The sequence below is a fragment of the Cellulosilyticum sp. genome, assembly GCF_982396655.1.
The window spans coordinates 1-17,033 of the sequence record NZ_CEVXFV010000005.1 but is presented as its reverse complement, the minus strand read 5'-3'; the positions used below and the strand labels follow the sequence as shown (position 1 = coordinate 17,033).

The 17,033-nt window shown below is 36.1% G+C and carries 14 protein-coding genes; 7 read left to right on the top strand and 7 right to left on the bottom strand.

Annotation, left to right across the window (positions count from 1 at the left end; all coding sequences use genetic code 11):
* Nucleotides 1-145 precede the first annotated feature (145 nt).
* Entirely contained in the window at nucleotides 146-1,072 is a 927-nt protein-coding gene (locus AC1VAQ_RS03380; protein WP_303244101.1) for an exonuclease domain-containing protein, read from the top strand.
* Between the two features lie 232 nt (nucleotides 1,073-1,304).
* Here the strand turns inward: AC1VAQ_RS03380 and AC1VAQ_RS03375 are convergent, their stop codons facing one another.
* Nucleotides 1,305-1,499, bottom strand: coding sequence for a hypothetical protein (locus tag AC1VAQ_RS03375; protein WP_303244100.1), 195 nt, complete (start codon nucleotides 1,497-1,499; stop codon nucleotides 1,305-1,307).
* A 191-nt stretch (nucleotides 1,500-1,690) separates the two neighbouring features.
* Between AC1VAQ_RS03375 and AC1VAQ_RS03370 the strand changes: the two genes are divergently transcribed.
* Nucleotides 1,691-3,649, top strand: a complete 1,959-nt coding sequence (locus AC1VAQ_RS03370) for a carbon-nitrogen hydrolase family protein (RefSeq protein ID WP_303244099.1) — start codon at nucleotides 1,691-1,693, stop codon at nucleotides 3,647-3,649.
* A 124-nt stretch (nucleotides 3,650-3,773) separates the two neighbouring features.
* Here AC1VAQ_RS03370 and AC1VAQ_RS03365 read toward each other — a convergent pair whose 3' ends face one another.
* Nucleotides 3,774-4,994: a cation:proton antiporter gene (locus AC1VAQ_RS03365; RefSeq protein WP_303244098.1), complete on the bottom strand. Its 1,221-nt coding sequence runs from the start codon at nucleotides 4,992-4,994 to the stop codon at nucleotides 3,774-3,776.
* Nucleotides 4,995-5,228: 234 nt separating this feature from the next.
* Between AC1VAQ_RS03365 and AC1VAQ_RS03360 the strand changes: the two genes are divergently transcribed.
* On the top strand, nucleotides 5,229-6,164 hold the full coding sequence (locus AC1VAQ_RS03360) for a LysR family transcriptional regulator (RefSeq protein WP_303244097.1): 936 nt from the start codon (nucleotides 5,229-5,231) through the stop codon (nucleotides 6,162-6,164).
* 94 nt (nucleotides 6,165-6,258) lie between these two features.
* Here AC1VAQ_RS03360 and AC1VAQ_RS03355 read toward each other — a convergent pair whose 3' ends face one another.
* The gene (locus AC1VAQ_RS03355) at nucleotides 6,259-6,906 is read right to left on the bottom strand and encodes an HAD family hydrolase (protein ID WP_303244096.1); all 648 of its coding nucleotides are present in this window, start codon (nucleotides 6,904-6,906) and stop codon (nucleotides 6,259-6,261) included.
* 115 nt (nucleotides 6,907-7,021) lie between these two features.
* On the opposite strand from AC1VAQ_RS03355, the gene AC1VAQ_RS03350 reads away from it, so the two are divergent.
* Nucleotides 7,022-7,531, top strand: a complete 510-nt coding sequence (locus AC1VAQ_RS03350; RefSeq protein ID WP_303244095.1) for a deoxycytidylate deaminase — start codon at nucleotides 7,022-7,024, stop codon at nucleotides 7,529-7,531.
* 71 nt (nucleotides 7,532-7,602) lie between these two features.
* Nucleotides 7,603-8,802 carry a cation diffusion facilitator family transporter gene (locus AC1VAQ_RS03345; RefSeq protein WP_303244094.1) on the top strand — a complete coding sequence of 400 codons (1,200 nt, stop codon included), beginning with the start codon at nucleotides 7,603-7,605 and terminating at the stop codon, nucleotides 8,800-8,802.
* Between the two features lie 131 nt (nucleotides 8,803-8,933).
* On the opposite strand, the gene AC1VAQ_RS03340 is transcribed toward AC1VAQ_RS03345, so the two are convergent.
* The 3 genes from AC1VAQ_RS03340 to AC1VAQ_RS03330 all read right to left on the bottom strand — a co-directional run bounded on the left by AC1VAQ_RS03340 (nucleotide 8,934) and on the right by AC1VAQ_RS03330 (nucleotide 14,344).
* Nucleotides 8,934-10,655, bottom strand: coding sequence for an oleate hydratase (locus AC1VAQ_RS03340; RefSeq protein ID WP_303244093.1), 1,722 nt, complete (start codon nucleotides 10,653-10,655; stop codon nucleotides 8,934-8,936).
* 133 nt (nucleotides 10,656-10,788) lie between these two features.
* Entirely contained in the window at nucleotides 10,789-12,981 is a 2,193-nt protein-coding gene (locus tag AC1VAQ_RS03335) for an alpha-galactosidase (RefSeq protein WP_479903456.1), read from the bottom strand.
* Between the two features lie 28 nt (nucleotides 12,982-13,009).
* Nucleotides 13,010-14,344 (bottom strand): stalk domain-containing protein, encoded by a 1,335-nt coding sequence (locus AC1VAQ_RS03330; RefSeq protein WP_303244091.1) that lies wholly within the window; start codon nucleotides 14,342-14,344, stop codon nucleotides 13,010-13,012.
* Between the two features lie 388 nt (nucleotides 14,345-14,732).
* Between AC1VAQ_RS03330 and AC1VAQ_RS03325 the strand changes: the two genes are divergently transcribed.
* Together AC1VAQ_RS03325 and AC1VAQ_RS03320 are read left to right on the top strand one after the other, a co-directional pair.
* A complete protein-coding gene (locus AC1VAQ_RS03325) occupies nucleotides 14,733-15,113 on the top strand; it encodes a GntR family transcriptional regulator (RefSeq protein WP_303244090.1) in 381 nt (126 codons plus the stop codon).
* A gap of 3 nt (nucleotides 15,114-15,116) precedes the next feature.
* On the top strand, nucleotides 15,117-16,226 hold the full coding sequence (locus AC1VAQ_RS03320) for a DUF1648 domain-containing protein (RefSeq protein WP_303244089.1): 1,110 nt from the start codon (nucleotides 15,117-15,119) through the stop codon (nucleotides 16,224-16,226).
* A gap of 100 nt (nucleotides 16,227-16,326) precedes the next feature.
* On the opposite strand, the gene AC1VAQ_RS03315 is transcribed toward AC1VAQ_RS03320, so the two are convergent.
* A complete protein-coding gene (locus tag AC1VAQ_RS03315) occupies nucleotides 16,327-16,797 on the bottom strand; it encodes an N-acetyltransferase family protein (RefSeq protein WP_479903455.1) in 471 nt (156 codons plus the stop codon).
* Between the last annotated feature and the right edge of the window lie 236 nt (nucleotides 16,798-17,033).

Below are 17,033 nucleotides of genomic sequence, written 5' to 3'. Positions count from 1 at the left end.
AGATTTGGTCTTAAATCTTCCTTATTATACACTAGTTTATTATATTCGGGTAGCATATTTTTATTTTTTTCCTAAATTACCCGTCCCCCCTCTTCTTGCCTTTTATGTTATAATCGTAAAATAATGTATTTTTAGGGAGGTTCCCATGAACTTTGTTGCAATTGACTTTGAAACAGCTAATGAAAAACGTAATAGCCCTTGTTCTTTAGGTTTAACAATTGTACAAGATGGCAAAATCATAGATGAAAAATATTGGCTTATTCGCCCAAAAGAAATGCGCTTTACACCTATGAATATCATGATTCATGGTATTCGTCCTGGTGATGTAGAAGATGCCTTAGAATTTGATGCCCTTTGGCCAGAAATACTGCCTTACTTAGAAGGGCACTTGGTTGTGGCTCATAATGCTTCCTTTGACTTTAGTGTCTTAAGAAGTACTTTAAGTTTATATGACATACCATTTCCTACTTTAAATTATTGTTGTACTATGGTCATGTCTAGACACTTTTTCTGTTATCTTCCCAATGCCAAGCTCAACACTGTCGCAAATCACTTAGGCTTTAAATTTAACCATCACCACGCCTTGGCTGATGCCACAGCTTGTGCCTATGTCTTCTTAGAAATTGCTAAAGAGGTCGGTACGACTGATTTAGAGGTTTTAAGTGATACAGTAGGCTTTAAAATAGGTAAGCTCTATGAAGGCGGCTATACCTCTGCCGGCTCTTTAGGCATCGGTAAAGTATCAAAACGTCGTGACACCATGACTGAGACTGTACCTACAACTTATAGTGATACCACTTACTTTAAAGACAAACGCGTTGCCTTCACAGGACCGCTACAATCTATGGCACGTCATGAAGCCATTGCTATCATTGAAAAATTAGGCGGAGATTATACCCCTTCTGTGACACTCAAAACAAATCTCGTCATCACTAACGTGCCTAATCCTCTTGCCCTCAGTGAAGATCAAATGAGCACAAAACTTCGCCGTGCCACTACCCTTATCGCACGCGGTCAAAAAATAGACTTCCTCACAGAAGCCGAATTTCTAAAACTTGTCACACCCTCCTAATCATAATAAAGCCACTCGCCTCACGTAATCACCTCAAATTTTGAGTTTAGCATCATAAAGTTAAAAATCAAACTTCCTACGCTATAAAAAACAGACGTTCCCAATAACTAGAACGTCTGTTTTTTATTTCTATCGCGACTTGGAGCGTAGCGACGGAGCAGGAAAAATAAATACTTAAACTTATCCATGCTCCATTTCACTCACCCACAAAGTACGCACACCTTTTGGCGCCCTAATCTTTATATAATCCTTGATTTAAAATCTCTCTTGCAATGAGTCCTATATTGACTTCTCTTAAATCCATAGGGACCTCAATAATGCGGTCTGTTAAAGTTACTTCTACATATCCTGCATCATTGCCATTTTCATCATAAGTAATAATATCGTAAGTAATAATTTCTTCTTTAAGTTCTTTTAATGTAATCATTTCTTCTCCTTAAGTCATATGAAGCCATATGTTTTTTTCCTATTATATACTAGCTTTTCTTAAATTACGATGTTTTATAAAGATTTTCTTTTATTGTTATTGACAATATGCCCACTCTAATTTCATACTATAATTAAGTATTTTACATAAAATTATATTTTTACAAGTCTATTTCAAAACAGAGGTGTTGTATGACTATTTATTTTAAACGTCCCTCGAAGACTCTTTTCTTGGGCTTATGTGGCTTTTTCTTCTTAGCAGTACTTTTCCTCTACAGCTATTTTCATAAACAGCCTTTACAAGATACCCTCCGCATTGGTGTTGTAAACTTTGATGCAACCTGGGGAGATAAAGAAGCTAACTTGCAGAAAATGAAAAATATGATTATAAAAGCTGGTGAAAGCAATGTAGAGATGCTGGTTTTTCCAGAATTAGCCCTTACAGGCTATGCCGATCAAACCCATGAAAATGGCATCCCCCTCAATGTTCTTTCTAAGGCCTCTAAAATGCATTATAAATTAGCGGAGACTTTTCCTAGTACAGACCCCTCAGCAGCTTCTAATCAAATTGCTACTTTATGTAAGAAGTACAATATGTATGTTGTCTATGGCTTTGCTGAAATGGATGCTACAAATCCAATGACCCTTTACAATGCGGCTGCCATTATTGGCCCAGACGGCCCTATTGGCAGCTATCACAAAGTCCATCCCAATGGCAATGAAGGGGATTGGTGCACCATGGGAAAAGAGCCTTTTATATTTGATTCACCTTGGGGACCTATAGGTATTAGTATTTGCTATGATACATATGGCTATCCGGAAATGGCTAGTTATTATGCAGCGAAAGGATGCCGCCTTATCTTAAACCCTACCGCAAGTTCTAAAACCTATGATTATCGTACAGATAACGCAACAAAATGGGGTTGGTATTACAAAACTCGTCTTCATGGCCTAAGTACACTTAAAAACGTCTATATTGCCAGCAGTAATTTAACAGGCGAAGAAATTCCTTACGAAGGTGCTACCATTATGCCTATTGAATTTCCAGGTGGTAGTATGATTGTCGGACCTAAGAAAATAGAATTAGGGGTTAATATCCTAGATAATATGCAGCATGCCGGGATTTATACGAAGTCAGAAGGCATCTTCGTCGCCAACATTGACTTTTCTGAAAGGCTTTATGAGGATGAAGAGATTACGCTCAAACCTGAACTCTATGCCAACTGGTATGAGACACTTTCTAAATCAAGTTTGCCTTCACTCTCTTTTGAATCCCTTAATATGGCTGTTAGCAACTTTTCTCCCATTGCAGGAAGCATCAAGTCTAATCTCATAAATATGACGACTACCATGAAAGCAGCTTATAATGCAGACGTGGACCTTTTACTTTTCCCACAAATGAGTTTATCTGGTTATAGCTCAAATTGGGACCTTGGCGTACTTGAAAGCCTTGCGGAAACAGTTCCTGGTCCTTCTACTGAAACCATTACTGCTTTTTGTAAACAGTATAATCTCTATGTCGGCTTTGGTCTTCTTGAAAAAGATGCTGAAACTGACAAATTATATAACACCGTTGTCCTCATAAGTCCGACAGGGATTTTAGGCACTTATCGTCAAATCCATTTAACGAATTCGGAAAAGACTTATCTTACAGAAGGCACGACACCAACTATCGTCGACACACCTTTTGGTAAAATCGGCTTAAGTACTGGCTTAGATACTTTAAATAGCGTGGAACTCATTCGTTATTATACAGGCATGGGCTGCCAAGTCATTTTAAATCCTACATTAAATGTTCAAACAGCCACAAATCATACAGTCCTTGAATACTTAGTAGATACCAATGGCATTTATCTTTTAACTGCAGCGCCTTGTGAAACAAATAATCCTGATGCCCTTAGGACATCTTCTAGCACCATACTCGGACCTAAATACGGCAGTAATGAAAAAAGCGCCCATATTGAACGCAGTCCCTACTATATTGATTACTACGGCAATCCCAAACCAACTTTCTTCCATCCACTGCTCCTTGCTGAAAGTATCAACCTCTACAAGGGCCGTCTAGGTAGCCTCTATGAAACGCCTAGAGAAACACTGACTATATACCCTATTTGGTACAATGCCTTAGCACAACCAAACAATAAATCATAAAAAAAAGACAACACTCACTTTATCTGACCTTCAAACCAAATGAATGTCAAGGTAAATTAGTGTTGCCTTTTTATCTCTCTATACCGACAGAAGCCTCTCTAGCGGCTAGTACTTTCATACTAAACTATACTGCGAGTTTTCCTTTTACTTTTTCTGTTTCTTCATCCATCTCTTCATCAGATTCTTTGAAGACTAATTTAAGTAAAATAGGTGTAATGATAGTTGTTACAACAACCATAATAACGATTGGTCCAAATTGTACTGGACTGATTAAACCAAGTGCTGCCCCTTTACTTGCTACAATTAGGGCAACTTCACCTCTTGAAACCATTCCTGTTCCAATTTGAAGTGCCTCACGATTTGAATATCTACATAGTTTAGCACCTAAACCACAACCTACAATCTTAGTTAGGATTGCCATAATTAAAAGTGCTAAAGAAAAGATAATAATCGCTGGTGTCATTTTTGGAAGCTCTACTGTTAAGCCAATACTTGCGAAGAATACTGGTGATAAAAGAAGGTATGACATTGTTTCAAAACGTTGTGTAATATATTCTTTTTTCACAGTATTTGAAATGATAAGCCCTGCAATAAATGCACCTGTAATATCTGCTACACCAAAGAATTCTTCTGCGATATAGGCAAGTAATAAACAAAATACGAAAGCAATAATAACGAATCTTCTTTTATCTTGTTCTTCTTCTGTCCAGTTTTTATAGAATTTATAAAATCCAAATCCTACAACCCCTACAAATACGAAGAATAAAATAATCTTTGTAAGGACCCAAATAATATTTACTGAAGTATCTGCCATACTTGTTACAATTGTTAAAGCTACAATCCCTAAAATATCATCTATAATTGCTGCACCTAATATAGCATTTCCAGCACGTGTTGAAAGTTTACCCATTTCTTTAAGCGTTTCTACCGTGATGCTTACTGAAGTTGCAGTTAAAATAATCCCAATAAAAATATTTTGTAAATAAAGTGGTGTTGTTGCACTTGCTAAATCTCCTTTATTAAAGATTGCAGCAATGACAAATCCACCTGCTAATGGTAGGAGTACGCCACATAATGCAATAACAAGAGAAGCTTTTCCTGTTTTTTTCATTTCCTTGATATCTGTTTCAAGACCAGCTGTAAACATGAGTGCAATAACACCAAGTTCAGCTAACTGTTTTAAAAAATCTGTTTCTTGCAAAATATTAAACATTGCTGGCCCTAATACAAGCCCTGCCAAAAGTGCCCCTACTACTTGTGGCATATGGAACTTCTTAGTAAGAAGTCCAAATAGCTTCGTACTAATTAATATAATTGCAAGATCGAGTAAATAATGGTAAGACATCTTAGTCATCTCCTATGTAATATATAATTCTACGGTTTTGCACAATACATTAAAGCTATCTTTATCTCTTTTTTCTTAGGCTTAATTTATTATTGTGCAATATATGCAAACTTTTTTATTTTTTCGTTTACATAAGCCAAATTTAGTATAATAATATAAGTAGTATAAGTAAAATGAATTATTTTGATTGTATCTATTAAAAAAATTAATACTATCTTTCGAAAGGAGTCTAAAATGCTTGATGAACTTAGAACTTTTACAGCTGTTGTCGAAGCCAAAAACTTTACGAAGGCAGCCGAAAAAGTTAATCTTTCGCAGCCTAGCGTTAGCGTACATATTAAAAATCTAGAGGCCTATTTTGGCACACAACTTATTGCCCGTTGTACAAAGCAAAAAAAATTATTAATTACGGATAGTGGTAAACTCTTATATCGCCGTAGCAAGGAGCTTTTATCTTTGCTTGAAACAACGAAAGATGAAGTTAAAAATATCTCCAATAGTCCAAAGGGGCATCTTCGTATTGGGGCCACACTTACTATCGGTGAATGTTTATTACCACACTTTCTAGGGGAATTCTGCAACAAATATCCGGATATTGAAATAGAAGTTATCATCGGCAATACCAGTGAAGTAACAAGTATGGTTAAGGCACTTAAAGTTGACCTTGCCCTTATTGAGGGTAATATTCACTCAAACCGCTTTACACAACAATATTTCTTTGAAGATAATCTTGTCCTCATTGCGCCTAAAAGTGCAAATTTGCCAGACACACTCTCTGATTTTAGCTTACTTCAAAACCAAAGATGGCTCACCCGTGAACATGGCTCTGGGTTAAGAGAAGCCTTAGATTTCTTCTTAACCAATCATCGTATCGTTCCAAATGCTAAGGTTGTCTTTAATAGCAATCTTGCTCTCTTACAAGCTGTAAAAAACAACTTAGGGATTGCACTTATCTCCACGCATATGTTATTTACACAATGCGATGCCAACGAGGTCTTTGATGTTATTTCATTAGAGGATAATGTACACGTAACATTTTCTTATATCTTACCTAAGGAAGTACGTCCTTCAAAAGCCACTTGCATTTTATTAGACGAACTAACACCTTATATTGAAAATCTCACCTGTGCACTTGATGCTAACAACCCTCAAAATACTAGGGTCTTATAAAAGGCAGTTGTATGAATGTTTATAAAACACTCATACAACTGCCTTCTTATATAAATATAAACTTATTTTTATAAGCTTATTTCAAGTAATCTCTTTAAAGTAATTTAATGACTTCATCTAAGGAATTTAAAATATAATCAGCATTTCCTTTCATTTCCTCATCCGGCTGTACAAGATCGGGTATAAGTACTGTTGTCATACCACCTTTTTTCCCTGCTTCTAGCCCCAATCTAGAATCTTCTAAAACCAAGGTCTTCTCTGGTGTGCCCCCTAAGCGTCCACAAACCTTTACAAAGATTTCTGGATTTGGCTTAGATTCCATCACTTCATCACCACAAATAATATCATCAAAGCGTTCCTTAATCCCAGCAAGACTTAAATAACTTAATGCCTTCTCACGCTGACTAGACGTTGCCACAGCCTTTTTAATACCTTTTTGCTCTAAGGCATCTAATAATTCTAGAAGTCCTTTTTTAATCCCGATACCTTCTTCAGCAATCATTTGATTTGAGCGTTGACGTTTATCTTCTTCAATTTCTTTATAAGGTAACGCTTCTCCTAATAATTGTTTAAGTACTTTTTCAATATAACGGCTATTTCTTGCTACAATTTGTGTATATACTTCCCAGGTAATTGCATATCCTTTACTTTGGGCTGCTTCTTGCCACGCCTTATAGTATATACGTTCTGTATCAAACATCAGCCCATCCATATCAAAAATTACAAGTTCTACTTTCGCCATCTTTCTCTCCTCTTTTGTCACAAATAATTCCAATAAAAAGCTATATAGTTGACAGTTTTTATCTGCTAAGCTACTATGAGTATAACATATTTAAGTCATAATCGGAGGCATTATAATGAAAAGAGCAGATTATATTTCTTGGGATGATTATTTTATGGGGATAGCCCTTTTAGCGGCTAAACGTAGCAAGGATCCAAGTACACAGGTAGGGGCTTGTATTGTAAGTGGGCAAGACTCAGATAATAGCAATACCATTTTAAGCGTAGGCTACAATGGTTTACCAATTGGTTGCTCTGATGACACCTTTCCTTGGGAACGTGAAGGCGAACTCTTAGACACAAAATATCCTTTCGTCGTTCACGCTGAGCTTAATGCCATTTTAAATGCCCGCGGTAAATCTTTATCTGGTGCAAAAATCTATGTGGCACTTTTCCCATGTAATGAATGTTGTAAAGCTATTATTCAGTCCGGTATTCGCGAAGTGGTTTACTTATCTGATAAATACAGTGAAACTGACGCCGTGAAAGCTTCTAAAAAAATGTTTAGTGCTGCTGGGGTAAAACTTACACAACTTAAAACAACTACTAAGCAAATCGTTCTATCTTTTAATGTAGACGATATTTAAAAAGTTTCCCTAGAGTCTGTCTAATAAAGATAGCTTTAGGGAATATTATTTTATTTTAAAGGAGGATTTTAATGACTCAACTACTTATAAAGTGTTTTATAAAAAATCATACAGAAACGAAACTTCCTAGTGTCCGTGAAGCCTATGGACGTTTAGGCAGCCTTGTTGGCATACTTGCCAATATCATTTTATGTATTACCAAAATCGGTGTTGGCCTTCTCTTTAATAGTGTCGCTATTTTAGCCGATGGTATTAACAATTTATCAGACGCCGGTTCTTCTATCGTTACCTTAGTTGGCTTCAAACTTTCTAGCAAACCTGCTGATGAAGACCATCCTTTTGGTCATGCCCGTATTGAATATATTTCAGGGCTCATTATTTCGTTTATTATTTTCTTACTTGGCCTTGAACTTATTAAATCTTCTGTTACTAAAATATTTCATCCAGACCCACTTGTAGTAAGTTTGCCTATGATTTTTGTACTGATTTTCTCAATCTTACTTAAGATTTGGCTCAGTGCCTTTAACTACAAACTTGGCAGCCTTATTGACTCTACTACTTTAGAAGCAACCGCTGCAGATAGCCGTAATGATGTCATTGCCACATCCGCTATTTTAGTTGCCTTTATAATTGCCCATTTCACAGGGCTTCAACTAGATGGCTATATGGGAACTGCCGTTGGTGTATTCATCTTGTACTCTGGCTACAATATTTTAAAAGAAACCACAAGTCCCCTTCTTGGGCAAGCACCCGATGCTGCTTTTACGCGTGATATCGAAACTAAACTTTTAGGCTATGACGGAGTCCTTGGCTTTCATGATTTAGTACTTCACAGCTATGGTCCAAATAACTATTTTGCTTCTGTTCATGTAGAAGTTGCTGCTGAAGAAGACCTCTTAAGCTGCCATGATAAACTAGATCTTATTGAACGTGACTTCAAGAAAAATTTTAATGTTAACTTAGTCATTCACCCAGACCCAGTCGTTACTTCAGATCCAGCAACAGTTGCCCTACGCCACAAAGTGACCGATCTTGTTCAAACGATTCATCCACAGCTTTCACTTCATGACTTCCGTGTTGTACTAGGAACGACGCATACTAACCTTGTCTTCGATGTGGCAGTACCGCCTAGCTACAAAACCTCACCTAAAGACTTAGCCGCTAAAATTGATGACCTTGTTAAAACTATTGATGAGACCTACTATACAGTCATCACCATTGACATGAACTATACCTCAACCTCCATCTCTTCTGACCAATCCACCACCTAAAAAAAGACTGCTTAGCAGTCTTTTTCATTTACTTACATTTCATTATTCTGTCTTGCATTTCATTATTCTTCCTTGCTTTTCATTGTTCTGTCTTGCTTTTCATTATTGCTTTCTTACTTTTCACTGCGTGTCTAGCTATATGCCTTTTTTAATGCTGCTTTCAATACCTTTGCATCCTTCTTATAAGGTGTTACTGGGCAAATCTCTTTATCTGTCACATTAAATAATTTATAAACTGCCATTCTAGCTGCTCTTACTGAATATTCTTCTGTAAATACCATATCCTCTTTAATCTCTACAAATTGGCTAATCATTGCAAAGTTAGTAGAGCCTTTTGGTACCACTTGTGGCCTATCACTCATCTTATGTGGTTGGAACTGTGCATCAATATATGGCATCATGCAAGGAATGACATTGATCACATCTTTCATAATCTCATCTTCTTGCGCTAAGAGATGTAGGTGGTATAAAAGTTCTGTGAGTATTTCCCTTCCTGTACATTCACGCATTGGTTTCTTCACATAATCACCTATGCGGTCTGTATATAAACCATAGCCCCAAAAGATTGTCGTATCCATAGGTTGATTTTTAAAATGAGGCTGTGCAGCTACAACAATGCTCATAAGCCAACTTGAATCCTTAAAGGTCATAAGGGCACCACTACCTGGAATATTGCCAGAAAATCTTTCAATAAGCTTTAAAAGCTTATTTCCTTTTGATGTAACTGTGAAGCTTTCCCAGTTAGTTTCTTCTGGATGGTTAAAGAATGGCTCAGGATTTCCAAGTCCTGACTTCTTCTTAGCCACCTTTTCCCATAACTTTCCTGACATTGGTTCACTAATATCATACTCAGGTGCTGTATTTAAATCACCTAAAGTTGCATTATCTGTCATACAGCCATTTGTCATAATACATACATCACCAGATTTAAGCGCAATGATATGCTCGCCCTCTTCATTTTCCATATGAATAGCTGTGGCTGTAATTTGACTGCCTGGCTTAAACTCAATATCTGTAACTTTTGCATTAATTGTAAAATCTACACCTTGTTTTTCTAAATAGGCCTTAAGTGGTAAAATCACGGATTCATATTGATTATAAGGTGTACGTGTGACCCCCTCTAACGTTTCAATACGTGAAAATTCAAAAATCATACGTTCCATATAACGTTTGAATTCAAATAAGCTTGACCATTTTTGGAAAGCAAATGTTGTTTGCCACATATACCAAAAGTTTGTTTCAAAGAAATGTGGGGTATGATTAAACCAATCTTCAATGGTTAAATCATCTAACTTCTCTTCAGGTGTTACTAAAAGCTTACCTAATGCCATGCGATCTTTCATATTAAATCCCATACTGCTTACATCTAATATTTCACCATTTTTATCTACAAGTCTAGCTTGTGCATGTGTTGGATGTAAATGGTCAAAGTTTAGAATTTCTTCTGTCACACTTTTGCCTGGTACTTCTAAGGAAGGAATGGTGCTAAAAAGCTCCCAGAAATTTTCATAAGTTTCTTCATTAAGCATACGCCCACCACGACATACAAAACCATTTTTAGGGTCACCGGCACCATCATTGCTGCCGCCTAATATTTTCAGCCCTTCTATGATATGAATATTTTCACCTTTAAAATTGTAGTCTCTTATGAGATATGCAGCACCTGCTAAAGAAGCAAGTCCGCCACCCACGAAATAAACTTGGCGTTCTCTATATTTATTATAAGGCAATGCCCTTCTTTTTTTCTTTTGTTTCTTTACTGCTTTTATACTTAAGGCAATCGTCGCAACTCCAGCTACTGCGCCTAATACAAGCACTGTACTTAATGTACTTTTTTCTATTCTTGGTCTCATTTTTACCCACCTTCCTTTACTTACAACTTACTGTGTGTAAATTATTACACATATATTTAATCTCAGTATACGGCAAAATAGGATGATTGTAATTATACAATCATCCTATTTTACTTAGAATATAGATTAACTTTTAGTGTACTTTCACTAAATGAATTAATACACTTGTATAATCACCATAAATACCCTTTACTAATAACCCAGCATGCATCAAAGTATCCCCACTATAAATTTGTCCCGTTGCCTCATCTTTATACTGGAAGTTACTTTCTAAACCTTTTAAGCAAAGGCGTGTACTATGACGATTAGGTCTTGCTAAAACTTGTACAAAAGTGATAAGTACTTCTCCCTTATCCTTTGCGACCACTGACCAAGCATCTTCGTAGTGATTGTCCGTATAACTTTTTAATCTATAATAATCTCCTTGACGTACAAGGTCATTATACTTATGATATAAAGCTACTTGTTCTGGAATTTGATGACGTTCTTCTTCGCTAATACGTGTAATATCTAACTCATACCCAAAAGTACCTGCAAGTGCCACATGGCCTCTTGTCTTAAAAGGTGTAGTTCGGCCTACTGTATGATTGGGGCAATCGCTTACATGGGCGCCCATACTTGATAACGGATATACCATTGCTGTACCTTGCTGAATTTGAAGGCGTTCAATAGCATCTGTATCATCAGAGCACCAAATTTGAGGACTATAGTAAAGCATACCTGGATCAAAACGTGCCCCACCTCCAGAACAGCCTTCTAATAAAAGATCTGGGAAATCTGTTGTAAGACGTTCTAACAGTTCATAAACAGCTAACATATAGCGATGGAAAATCTCACCTTTTCGCTCAGCTGGTAAATTTAAACTGCCTACATCTGTAAGTGGTCTATTCATATCCCATTTCACATAAGCAATATTGGCACTCTCTAATATTTTCTTTAAACAGTTGTATACATAATCCACAACTTCACTGCGCGTCAAATCAAGAACATATTGATTACGTGCAAGTCCAGCCTGCCTGCCTTCTACTTGCAATGCCCAATCTGGATGCAGCTCATAAAGCTTAGAATCTGGTGAAATCATCTCTGGTTCAAACCATATACCAAACTTAAGGCCACGCTTATTCACCTCATCTACAAGATACTTAAGGCCACCTTGGATTTTTTCTTCATTGACAAACCAATCTCCAAGAGAAGAGTTATCATCATTGCGGTGTCCAAACCAGCCGTCATCCATTACAAGCATCTCAATGCCTACTTTAGCCGCTTCATCTGCAATGGCTAAAAGTTTATCTGTATTAAAATCAAAATAAGTAGCTTCCCAATTATTAATTAAAATTGGACGTTTAAGGTCTTTATAGGGGCTACGTATTAAATGATTGCGGTATACATCATGGAAGGTTCTTGTCATCTTGCCAATGCCTTCATCTGAATAAACCATGACCACCTCTGGTGCCACAAATTCTGCACCACTTTGAAGTTCCCATCTAAAATGCCATGGATTAATTCCCATTACAAAACGCGTTGTATCAAATTGGCTGCCTTCAGCCTGTGCTATAAAGTTACCTGAGTACACAAGACTAAAGCCATAGGCTTCCCCTAAGTCTTCTGTTGTTTCGGGTTTTACAAGTGCCATAAATGGATGATTTTGATGACCAGATTCTCCTCTTGTGGAAGCTACTGAATGCTTGCCATAACCTACCTTCTCCCTTTGAATATGTCTTTCTCTTGCCCAAGAGCCATGCAATGTGATCATCTCAAAATCAATATTATCAAAGTCAATGCTACAAGACATTACCTTATCCAAATAAAGTGTTTCTTCCCCTTCATTGTAAACCCGCACACTTCTTGTAATCGCATCTAGCTTTTCAAATACACTATACACTAAAACTACTTTTAAGTTTAGGACCTTATCCCTACAAGTAATTTCTAGGGTTTCACAAGTTGCTTCTTCTCCAAATGTAGCTGGCAGTCCTTTAAGCTTAGGTTTACCTTTGTAAATTGTGTGAGATTCATATGTAAAGCGGCATACCTTATTTCCCTTTGCATCAGTTATTTCTATTGATGGCTCTCTAAAGTCACCTACACCACTGCCACTATATTCTGTAGGAAATGAATCATAAAAAGATAAACGGTCCCTATTATTTGTAGCGGGTGTAAAAGGTGGTTCTTCTGTTCGCATAAGATAACTAGCACTCCGATCGCTAATCTTCTTACCAAAGTATACATGTCCTAAAAACTTTTCTTCATCCACTAGCCCTATCATATAGGTTGTATTATTTGCATCTAATTTAAACGTTTGTTCTTTCTCAAAAAATTGGATTCCCATTATTGTACGCTCCCCTTATTCATTACAATTAAAGCTTACTAATTAATGCATCATATTTCTCAACTGTCATCTCTTTTTCCCACGCTTCAATTTGACTATAAATCGTTGATGTGGTCTTTTCAGAAATAACAGCTGCTTTGATTTCTTCTTTTACATCTTCTAAAGGTGTTGTATAAACCTCTTTATGAACATTATCAACTTTAATTAAATGCCAACCAAATTGTGTCTCAACAGGTTCTGAAACTTGTCCTTCTTCTAATGTTTTTGCTCCATTTAAAAAGTCTTGATCATAACTTCTTGATTCATAAGGGATATAACCTAGTGCGCCGCCATAATTCTTCGTACCATCTGTGCCATATTTTTTAGCTAAGTCTGCAAAGCTTGTCCCCTTGTCATACTCTGCTTTAACGGCTTCTGCTTCTTCTTTCGTTGTGACTAAAATATGATACATATTTGCGCCAGGGGCATTAACATAATCTGTACTATGTGATTCATAATAGGCTTTAATTTCTGCATCTGTGGCTGTTACTTTTTTGCTAATCTCATTAATGACATTCGTGATTGTCATGCTATCACTAATCTGGCTTTTATAAGCTTCTTCTGTTAATCCTGCATTTGCTAAAGCTTCTTTAAAATCAGCTTCACTTTCATAGCTTGCCTTAGTCTCATTAAGCTGTGCATTAACTTCAGCTGCTGTTGGCTGTAACTTCATTTCTTTTCCTTTAATGAGTGCTACTTTATTTTTAATAATATAATCTACAATTTCTGCTTTGCGTTCTTTGATATAGGCTTTAGCTTCATCTGTTTCAAAATAGCTTGCATCATATTGATATTGATACTGCATCATGGCAATCTCATAGTTAATCTGTGCGATGACTTCCCTTGCAGTAACCACTTCATCATTCACTTTAGCAACTACTGTATTTCCTGGTAATTCATTAGATATCGCCACTGTACTTTCTTCTGCTATCCATTTGACTTCTACACCTAAAACTTCACTAATATATTTAACAGGTACAAATACACGCCCATCTTTCATAACTGGCTTCGTATCCATCGTTGTTTTTACACCATTTACAATCATTTGAGCTTGTCCTACTGTAAGCACAACCTCTTGACTTGATGCTGTAACAGTCACTGTTTGTGCCTTACTATCCCATTTCACCTGTGCGCCAAGTTTTTCACTGATAAAGCGAAGGGGTACAAGTGTACGATTATTGCGATCTACAAAAGGACCCGCTTCATCAAAGCTAACTTGCTCATTGTTTATTGTCACCTTAACTTGACTTTGTGCTAACGTGCTAATGGATGAACTCATCATCATCATCCCTAAAATAAGTGCAAACATCTTTTTTGATTTCATTTACTTCTCTCCTTTTCCTGGAATGAAATTTTTAATCCTACTTTATGCGTCGTAACCCCCTGGTACCTAGAAGATTTATGTACTCTTCAAGATACTTCATTATATCATAATAGTCTATATTTTTTATAAATTTTATATTATTATATTTATTTTTTATCACTTGACTTTACCATTAATTATTTGTTATATTTACGACATAGCTTTTTGTTATATGTGTTATATAACAAATATAATCATCATAACATATAGAGAAACCAACTAAAAACTTGAAATATACCTGTACATAAATTGGTTTCTCCCAATGATTTCACATGGCTAAAGACTATGAATAACTACGATTTATAAATGTGAAATCTATATTGTACTATTATTTAAAAGGAGTGAATACATGCAAATCGAAGTTGACTTTGCCAGTGATAAAGCCATTTATACTCAGCTTTATGAAGGCATCCTATTATCCATTGCTAAAGGAGAACTTAAGGTAGGCGATGCCTTACCTGCTGTACGTGCCCTAGCTGAAGAAATCGGTATTAACCTACATACAGTTAATAAAGCTTATGGTCTCTTAAAAGATGACGGTTATGTGACCATGGACCGCAGAAAAGGTACGATTATCAATGCCCTACCAGTTGCCTCAAATACCTCTCAGCTTTCAGCCTTACAAAATGAACTAGAGCTCTTAGCTGCCAAAGGGCATCTTATGGGACTCTCAGAAGATGATTTTATAAACCAGTGCAAAAACTATTTCACACAATTTAAGGGGGTTTAACCTATGAATATCGCTTTATGGACCACATTATTTACCTATATACTCATTTACCTTGCCTTTATTTATAATCCAAAACTCTCTCCACTACATTGTTATTTTGGAGTTTATATGCCAGATGCGTTTCAGCATTCTAATGAAGGTAAAATTATTTTCAAGCGCTTCTTTGTTCAATCAACGCTTCTCCTTGTTTTATCACTTGTCGTAAGCCTTCCTTTAATTTTTACACGTTACTTTACGACAGGACTTTTTTCACTTATTATGCTTGTGCAGCTCATACTTTATTTTGTATTTTATATTCTTGCACATCAAAAGGTTCGTGCCGTTAAAGAGACTTTACCCAAAGCGGATGGCGCCTTAGCTAAAATGGTTATTGATACTGATTTTATAGCGCTTAAAGTTCACCTTAGAAAACGTTACCTCTATCTTTATATCGTGCCATTAGCCATTACTCTTCTAACAGCTCTTTATCTGTTTGGAAACTATTCAACTCTCCCTGCACAGATTCCTACTCACTGGAATTACTTAGGGCAGGCTGATAGCTGGTCAGATAAATCCCTGTTCTCAGTAGGCGGCACTGTACTTTCTCAGCTTTTCTTTATCGTTATTTTGGCTTTCTGTAGTCATAGTCAATGGCGTGCACGTAGCAAAGGTAATCAAAATTCTAAAACCTTCAAAGAAGGGCACCTTAAATATCTAAAAGCTGCTTCTTTAAGCTTTTATGTGCTGACTTTATCTTTTGTTCTTTTCATGGCCTTCAATGCTTATGCCATGGTAAATGGGACTGCCTTAAATGTTATTGCAATCAGTTTTATGGCATGCTTTCCATTTATGACGCTTCTTTATCTGCTTTATGCTTACTTCAAATATGAGCGTTCTAGCCTCCATGCCACTAAAGATAGTCTGCAACACTTACCTGAAGATGATGACCAATATTGGCTTTTAGGCTTCCTTTACAACAATCCTAATGACCCAGCCTTTTTCGTAGAAAAACGTTATGGCCTTGGCTGGACTCTTAATATTGGCTCTACAGTAGGCAAAATCATTGGTATCATCACCCTGCTTATCCTCATCATGAGCATTGGCATTTCATTATTTACTTCAGTACCTTTTTAAAGCAACTTTAATGGAGCAACCCCATAATAAAAAAGGAGATGTTACGAATTAAAATTTTCGTGACATCTCCTTTTTGTTAATTAACTTATTATTTTTTTATTTAAGCTAATCGTTTACTAAGTAATACCGTTTCTTTTTCATGTAAATCATTTTTATACATATCTTCTCCATTTGCAATCTTAAAGCCTTGTTTTTCATAAAACTTTTTTGCCCACTCTGCTTTTTTATGAACTTCTAATAATATTTCATCGATTCCTTTGCTTTTAAATTCATTGACTAAGAAATGCATAGTCTGAGTCCCATAACTCTCTCCATAATATGTATCTAATAAGTAAAAGGCCACGATATACATTATGTTCTCACTCTTACGCTTATAACCTACAAAGCCTAAAGGTTGACCGGCCTCTTCTATAATATAAATATGATATCCCGAAGGCAGTGCATCCTCATATTTATGTGCTTGTTTTATAAAGGCATCTCCCATAAAAGGCTGATATAATTTATGTGCAGATAAGCACACCTTCCCTAAAAATGCCTGATCTTTTTCTTCTGCTTTTCTTAAATTAATCATCTTCCCACCTACCCCTATATCTTTCGTAAATATATTTAGCATATGACTTTTACATTTATAATTTTATATTATTCTAAAAATACCAATTAATTACTTTATTATACACCTGATTTTTAAAAAGAAAAATAGTAAAAGAGAAATCTATATCAATAAATTTAGCATAATAAAAGGATGCATCAAAGCAATGTCATTAAGTTAAGTGATATTGTACTTAAAAGTCATCTACAAATGTCCAA